Origin of the sequence: Chamaesiphon sp. VAR_69_metabat_338, from assembly GCF_031423935.1 — a bacterium.
In the GTDB taxonomy this organism is placed as follows: Bacteria; Cyanobacteriota; Cyanobacteriia; order Cyanobacteriales; family Chamaesiphonaceae; genus Chamaesiphon.
The window spans coordinates 1-7,731 of the sequence record NZ_JANPGM010000133.1 but is presented as its reverse complement, the minus strand read 5'-3'; the positions used below and the strand labels follow the sequence as shown (position 1 = coordinate 7,731).

Here is a 7,731-nt window from a genome sequence, read left to right as displayed (position 1 = left end):
CTACTATGCCTACAATAACTTGGCTCTGACCCAAGTGGCGCGTCGAAATACTCTCGGGGCTTTGAACCTAGCGCGTCAAGCCGTCCAGATTGCCCCCCAATCTCCGGCTACCCGTGCCCTCTTAGGACAACTCTTGGTCGCTAACAAAGATTATCGACAAGGGCTGATGCAACTGAATATGGCACTCGGTCAGAATTCCCGGATGTCGGCTGCTTACAAAGCTAGAGCAGAGGCATATCAGGCATTAGGCAATACCGCAGCCGCGCAACAAGACAACAGATCGGCACAGCAATATGCCTCGACAAATCCTGAAGGGTTTATCGATGATATTAGTTTTCTCAACCAATAATATTCAGCTGTAAACATCGCTCGGATCTGCTAATTTCATGGTTGGCAGGCTTCACTTAAATACAAGTATTTTATGCTGCTAATTTCTAAAAAAATCAGACCGAAGATTGAGAGTACTTGCGATCGCGATCGCTTAAAAATTTAACGAAACTGAATTTTGCTTCGTTGTTAAATCGATTATTTAATCTATTGCCTCATCCGTAATTTATGCCGATCGAGAATTTGTTCGAGTACACCCCAATCGACGATTTGCAAAGCCGTAGACGTTGGCGTTGGCGTAAGCCTGCCGTAGGCACAGCCTCTCCGTAGGAGATCCGAAGCGAGGCGTGTCGCAGACGGAGCGCGCGTCGCTATCCCGTAAGGTAACGCACCGAAAAGAATAGCTACACTCAATTCTCAGCACAATTTATACCAGTATCTACCTGACAACTCCCGATCGTCATTCAAATTAAATCGACAATCGCGGAACTAGAACCCCAATCGCGGCTGTCTCAATCTACATCGATCGCAATTCTGGCATCTACCCAAATAATTGACTATGAATTATCGGAGATTTTATCTCATCATTATTGTTAGTATCGTTACTAACTTAAATTCCTTATTCTGTTTGACTCAAATTGCCCAGGCAGATGAACAATCAACTTCACCAGATTTAGTCACTAGGAGTCCATCTACCCAAAAGTTTGTCAATCAAGGTACGGAAATATTTCTAAATGGTAAAACTTTAAATATTCCGTGGGGACAATGGCAAGTCGGTAATAGTTTGCGACTGGGAATTAGCGATACTGCCCTCGATCGACAGCTCGGTGTCGAGTTATTTAGTAACAGTAATTACTCAACTCAGCCGATCGATTGGTATGCCACTACTCGATCGACACCAGTGAGTGTAAATGCCAAGCTCAGCCGTCAATATCGCTATCTGGATATTACAGATCTCGCTAAAAAGAGTGGGTGGCAATGGCAGGTTGCAGGTACCAAGCTCCAACTCAATACACCAGCAACGCGAGTAACCAATATCCGTCGCGAAACTATCCCCAAAAATGGCAAAATTACCGTTACGTTAGATCGGGCGACGCCTTGGAAACTCAGTCAAACCCCGACTGAAGGTTATCTGACGATCGAAGCGAATGCCGACCCCACTTTACTCGCCCAATTTAACGCACCAGCCCCAGTCATCGATGCCAATCTCGACCCAGATGACGATCCGACCGCGAAAAAATTAGAATTTAAAGTTACTAGTAATAAAAATCAAACGATCGTCCAATTTCCGATCGTCAAAGGACAGCGGGCTAGGGCGAGATTAGTCTCGCCAACTAGTCTGGAAGTCAGCATCAACCCCAATTTAGCAACTATTCCCGATCGCGAGATAAAGTGGGCACCAGGACTCAAATGGCGACAAAAATGGGTGAAATTGGGCGCGATTAATTTCCCCGTTAGCTATCTAGAAATCGATCCGCGTCAGCAGGGGATTAAATTTAGACCGATGTTATCGATCGAACCAAATTTAGTCGGTACCAATCACCTGATTAAATTTGCGCCTACCACTCAAGTCGTCGCCGCAATCAACGGGGGCTATTTCAATCGTAATAATCGGATGCCACTCGGTGCCCTCAAACGCGACGGGGAATGGTTATCTAGTCCCGTCCTCAATCGCGGTGCGATCGGTTGGAATGACAAAGGACAGATGCGGATTGCCCGCTTAAAGATGCAAGAAACGATCGATACTTCCACCAACGCACGTCTGCCGATTCTCGCGCTCAATAGTGCTTATGTCCAGGCTGGATTCGGTCGGTATACGACTGATTGGGGCAGTACCTACACACCGCTGCAAGCGAACGAACTGATTTTCACAGTCCAACAAAACAAAGTCACCCAAATTACCCCTGGTAACGCGATTGGCAGTGTGAACATTTCCATCCCTAGCAACGGCTATTTACTGGCTTTACGGGGGCAGTCAGAGCTATCTAGCAGCATTCCGATCGGTACCAGTGTGACGCTCCAACATCAACTTACCCCACCAGAATTTGACACTTACTCCCAAATTATGGCTGCTGGCCCTTGGTTGGTACAATCGAGCAAAATTGTCCTCGATGCTAAAGGCGAAAATTTCAGCGCGAATTTTAGTAAAGAAGCCGCAGTCCGCAGCGCGATCGGCAGTACTGCCACAGGTAAAATCTTGTTAGTCACCGTCCACCCCCATCCCGGCGGCAAAGGCCCCACCCTGGCAGAAATGGCGCAACTGATCTACCAAATGGGGGCAGTAGATGCACTCAATCTCGATGGTGGAAGTTCTACCAGTCTTTACCTCGGCGGCCAATTAGTCGATCGAGCCTCCGCCACTGCTGCGCGCGTCCACAATGCGATCGGGATTTCAATCGAACCATAATCCTAGTCCCAGAACCCCGACTTCTCCCAGAAGTCGGGGTTCTTAGAGCTACAAAAAAGGCGATCGTTACTAATTTAACGATCGCCTTTTAAATTTAAAACCCCGATTTCCTTTCGTAATCAGATGCAAATGAGAGCAGCAGTTACTAAAAAAATATTCTTGAATGCTGGTTGCCGATTTAACTGGCGGAACCAACCTCATGTCATCACTATAACCCGATCTGCATCACATCGGTATCAGCCATTTCACGGTAGATTCAATCGCGTTGGTAACAATCCTTGCCCGATCGACAGGCTCGATCGGGTTGAAAACCACTTGGTGTAAGTATTTGCTAGCGGTTCGCCTCTATTGCTGACAAGATCTGGCTACAAATCGGAGCTTTCGTCTTTCATCACCTCCTCCAAGACATGCCGCGTACTATTCCACGCCAAGATGCCCGCAATCGTGACGATGACACTCATCCCCCATAATACTGGTGACAATCCAAAGCGATCGGTCAAAGGGCCAACAATAATCAAGGGCACGGCGACAGCGATATTGACAGCATTATTCTGAAATCCAAACACTTTCCCGCGCATCGATTCTGGTGTTTTTTCCTGGATCAGTGTTTGGACGGGTACGGCAATTAAGGATGCACCCAAGCCCAAAATCCCCGCGCAGATTAGACCCAACCACAAGCTGTCCACGAAAGTAAAAGCGACCAGCATGATACTCATCCCTACAAACCCAATTAATGGTAGGGATTTTTGTTGCATTCGATTGCCAAAATGTCCGATAATTCCCGCCCCTAGTACCAAACCAATCCCGGCTGGTGCTACTAAAAAGCCAAATTCTTCTTTCTTCAAACCAACTTCGGCAGTTAAACTTACTGTCAGCACGGGTAATGCCGCGATCGTCGAAGAGAATACGGCTAATTGGATCATCGCATTCAGCAATAACTTGTTGCTGCGGATGTAATCAAACCCGACTTTTAACTCATGCCACGGATTAACTTTACGGTCATGTTTGCTAGTGTCGAGTGTTTCTGCCAACTTCACAAATTGTCCCAATCCGGCTGCGATAAAGTAGAGCGATGCCACCAAAATTTCGCGCGAACCGTTTTGGCTGATATTGGTGACAGCCATCAACATTGCCGGAGCCATTCCAAATCCGACAATTACTGAAGCCGTTGAGGTAGTGGCAAATAGAGCATTTGCCGTGAGGAGGTTTTCAGGTTTGACAACCAAGGGAATTGCCGACTGTTCCGCTGGTGCGAATGCTTGGGTGATCGTCGAAGTTGCAAATGCAATTAATAATAAAACGACGAATTCTTTCGGGAGAATTGGTAATAATAAAATCAGACCACCTCGGATTAGATCCGAAATTACCATGATTTTTTTCTTAGGATAGCGATCGACAAATATGCCCGCCGCCGCCCCAAATAAAATTGCTGGAATCGTTGTGGCCAGGAATATGTAAGAGCTAGAAGAAGCGGCATATCTAGCTGGAATATTATATGTATCCAGTAAAGCGATCGACATTACGGCCAATACTTTATCCGCAATTTGTGAAAAAATTTGCCCGATCCACAAAAATAAAAACGAGCGGTTTTTGAGTAGAGCCTTAAATCCACTCGCTTCTGTAGGTGTTTTTGCAGGTAACATAAGCTAGAAAGGGAAAGGGTTAAGACTTAGCCTATAACGCATCATCCAGAATATGCCGAGTGCTATCCCATGCAATGATGCCAGCGACAGTAACAATGCCACTCATTCCCCATAATACTGGCGGTAGTCCAAACCTGTCAGCTAAAGGTGCCACAATAACTAGCGGCACGGCTACAGCAATATTCACTGCATTATTCTGAAAGCCAAATACCTTGCCTCGCATTTTTTCTGGCGTTTTTTCTTGGATGAGTGTCTGCATCGGCACGGCAATTAATGAAGCTCCTAATCCTAAGATCCCAGCACAGCAGATGCCCAACCATAAGTCATGCACGAAGGTAAAGGCGATTAGTGTGACGCCCATGCCAATAAACCCAATCAGTGGCAATGATTTTTGTTGGAGGCGACCGCCCAAATGTCCTAAAATTCCCGCACCAAGTACTAAGCCAATCCCTAACGGCGCAACTAACGTCCCAAATTGTTCTGGCTTTAATCCAACTTCTGATGTGAGTTTAATCGACAATCCGAGCAATGCCGCGATCGTTGAAAATAGTACGGCTAATTGCAGCATCGCACTTAATAATAATTTGTTACTAGCAAGGTATTCAGAGCCAACTTTTAATTCATTCCAGGGATTAGCTCTCCTAGCTTGCTTGCTCGTATCGATCTGCTCGTGCATGCCAACTAATTGCACCGATCCGGCGGCAATGAAATATAGTGCAGCCACCAAAATCTCGCGCGAGCCATTTTTACTAATATTGGTTACTGCTGTCAAAATTGGTTCGCCGATGCCAAATCCAAAGATCAAAGAAGTGATGGAGGTCGTCGTGAATAAAGCATTAGCTGTGAGTAAATTCTCTGGCTTAACTACCAGCGGAATCGCTGACAACTCTGCGGGTGTAAATACTTGCATCACTACCGAAATCATAAAGTTGACAATTAATAAGATCGCAAATTCTTTCGGTAAAACTGGTAGTAATAGAATCAGTAATCCCCGCAAAACGTTTGATACTACCATCACTTGCTTCTTGGGATAGCGATCGACAAAGATTCCTGCCGCTACACCAAACAAAATCGCAGGGATGGTCGAAGAAACCATCAAATAAGAACCAGAAGATGCGGCATATTTAACGGGAATATTATAAGTAGTCAGCAGTGCGATCGACATGACTAACAATACTTTATCCGCTACTTGTGAAAAAATTTGCCCAATCCACAGCAATAGAAACGAGCGGTTTTTGAGTAGAGCCTTAAATCCACTCGCCTCTGTAGGTGTTTTTGCAGGCAACATAGGCTAGAGAATAGGGGTATAGAGTATCGATCGGGAGCATAGGGAGCGCAGGTAAAAAAGCTGGTTCCGAACTAGTCGAAATGGTACTAGTTTTGAAGTCTAATCGCGTCGGCTCAGTCGTCCCTTTGGAGAATCTTCTCTTGCGATTGTACCTATAAGTGGGTCGGTAAATTTGTCGATGTGTGACAGTCGTTGGAGTGGACGATAGATAATGGATAATAAATAGTAGCTATTAACTTGTCGCCGCCCCGTCATGAACTCCACTATCGCCTACCTGACTACTCAACTCGATCGCGCGATCGTTGCCGCCTTGGGAGCCGATTATGCTGGCACCGATCCCATTTTGGTCTTATCGAGCAACCCCAAATTTGGAGATTATCAGGCCAATATGGCGATGGGACTGAGTAAAAAATTGGGACAACCACCGCGCGCCATCGCTCAATCGATCGTCGATAACCTTGACGTAGCCGACGTCTGCGAACCACCGCAAATTGCTGGCCCTGGCTTTATCAATTTTATCGTCAAACCCAGTTATCTCGCCACTCAGCTCCAAGCCATGCAGTCTGACAGTCGCTTGGGGGTACCCGTCGCCGACAAACCCCAACGAGTAGTCGTAGACTTTTCGAGTCCGAATATTGCCAAAGAAATGCACGTCGGTCACTTGCGATCGACTATTCTAGGGGACTGTATCGCGCGGGTATTAGAATTTCGCGGTCATGATGTCCTCAGACTCAATCACGTCGGCGATTGGGGCACCCAATTTGGGATGCTGATTCTCTACTTGCGGGAAGCCTATCCCCAAGCCTTGACGACTGCCGACGCCCTCGATTTAGGCGATTTGGTAGTCTTATACAAACAAGCCAAACAACGCTTCGACACAGACTCCCAGTTCCAAGCCGCAGCTAGAGAAGAAGTCGTCAAATTGCAAGCACGAGATCCCGAAACTATCAAAGCCTGGAATCTCCTGTGCGACCAATCGCGGCGCGAATTTCAGGTAATTTATGACAGATTGCATGTCAACCTCACCGAACGCGGCGAATCCTTTTACAATCCCTATCTCGCCAGCGTTGTCGCAGACTTAAAAGCAACTGGTTTACTAGTCGAAAGCGACGGCGCGCAGTGCGTCTTCGTCGAGGGATTTACCAACAGAGATGGCGATCCATTACCGCTGATCGTTCAAAAAACCGACGGCGGTTATAACTATGCCACGACCGATTTAGCCGCCATTCGCTATCGGATTCAAACCGACACAGCCGATCGAATTATCTATATCACCGATGCCGGACAAGCAGATCATTTCGCCCAAGTTTTCCAAGTCGCCAAATTAGCGAAGTGGATACCCGAAAACGTCGAAATCGTTCACGTTCCCTTCGGCTTGGTGTTAGGTGAAGATGGCAAAAAAATCAAGACTCGATCGGGTGAAGCCATCAAATTAAAAGAGTTACTCGATGAAGCGGTCGATCGATTCCGCAACGATTTAGAAGCGCGGTTACTCGCAGATTCTAGACAAGAAACTCCCGAATTTATCGCCAATAGTGCCAATGTTGTCGGCATTAGTGCTGTCAAATACTCCGACTTGAGCCAAAATCGCACGAGTAACTATGTCTTTAGTTTCGACAAAATGCTGGCACTGCAAGGCAATACGGCACCCTATATGATGTATGCCTATGTTAGACCGCAAGGCATCAGTCGTAAAGGTGAGATCGATTTCGATAACCTTGGCGATAACGCTCAAATCATCCTTAATGGCGAACTAGAGCTTATCCTCGCGAAACACCTGCTTCAATTTGGAGTGACTATTATGGAAGTCGAACGAGATTTACTTCCCAATCGGTTGTGTCAATATCTGTTTGAATTAAGTCAAAAATTCAATCAATTATATGCTGATGATGTAAATTACCCGATTCTAAAAGCTGAAGAACCGCTGCGTACTTCTCGGTTAATTTTATGCCATCTCACCGCTAAAATATTGAAGTTAGGATTGGATTTACTCGGCATTCCAGTCTTGGAAAGGATGTAAACATTGTCATCACATTGAATCGGTAGGGGTAATTCATGAATTACCC

4 protein-coding genes and 1 pseudogene are annotated in these 7,731 nt (G+C 46.2%); 3 read left to right on the top strand and 2 right to left on the bottom strand.

All coding sequences use genetic code 11. The features are described 5' to 3' along the window. Both RMO84_RS03855 and RMO84_RS03850 read left to right on the top strand, forming a co-directional pair. Positions 1–349, top strand: a pseudogene (locus RMO84_RS03855) (serine protease); the annotation flags it as partial. A 537-nt stretch (positions 350–886) separates the two neighbouring features. Then, complete coding sequence (locus RMO84_RS03850) at positions 887–2,734, top strand: phosphodiester glycosidase family protein (protein WP_310487151.1); 1,848 nt, start codon at positions 887–889, stop codon at positions 2,732–2,734. A 365-nt stretch (positions 2,735–3,099) separates the two neighbouring features. Here the strand turns inward: RMO84_RS03850 and RMO84_RS03845 are convergent, their stop codons facing one another. Both RMO84_RS03845 and RMO84_RS03840 read right to left on the bottom strand, forming a co-directional pair. Further along, positions 3,100–4,377 carry an MFS transporter gene (locus tag RMO84_RS03845; RefSeq protein WP_310487149.1) on the bottom strand — a complete coding sequence of 426 codons (1,278 nt, stop codon included), beginning with the start codon at positions 4,375–4,377 and terminating at the stop codon, positions 3,100–3,102. Between the two features lie 31 nt (positions 4,378–4,408). Next, the gene (locus RMO84_RS03840; RefSeq protein ID WP_310487147.1) at positions 4,409–5,665 is read right to left on the bottom strand and encodes an MFS transporter; all 1,257 of its coding nucleotides are present in this window, start codon (positions 5,663–5,665) and stop codon (positions 4,409–4,411) included. A gap of 253 nt (positions 5,666–5,918) precedes the next feature. Here RMO84_RS03840 and argS point away from each other — a divergent pair, with 253 nt between their 5' ends. Beyond that, on the top strand, positions 5,919–7,685 hold the full coding sequence (argS, locus tag RMO84_RS03835) for an arginine--tRNA ligase (protein ID WP_310487146.1): 1,767 nt from the start codon (positions 5,919–5,921) through the stop codon (positions 7,683–7,685). Positions 7,686–7,731 lie beyond the last annotated feature (46 nt).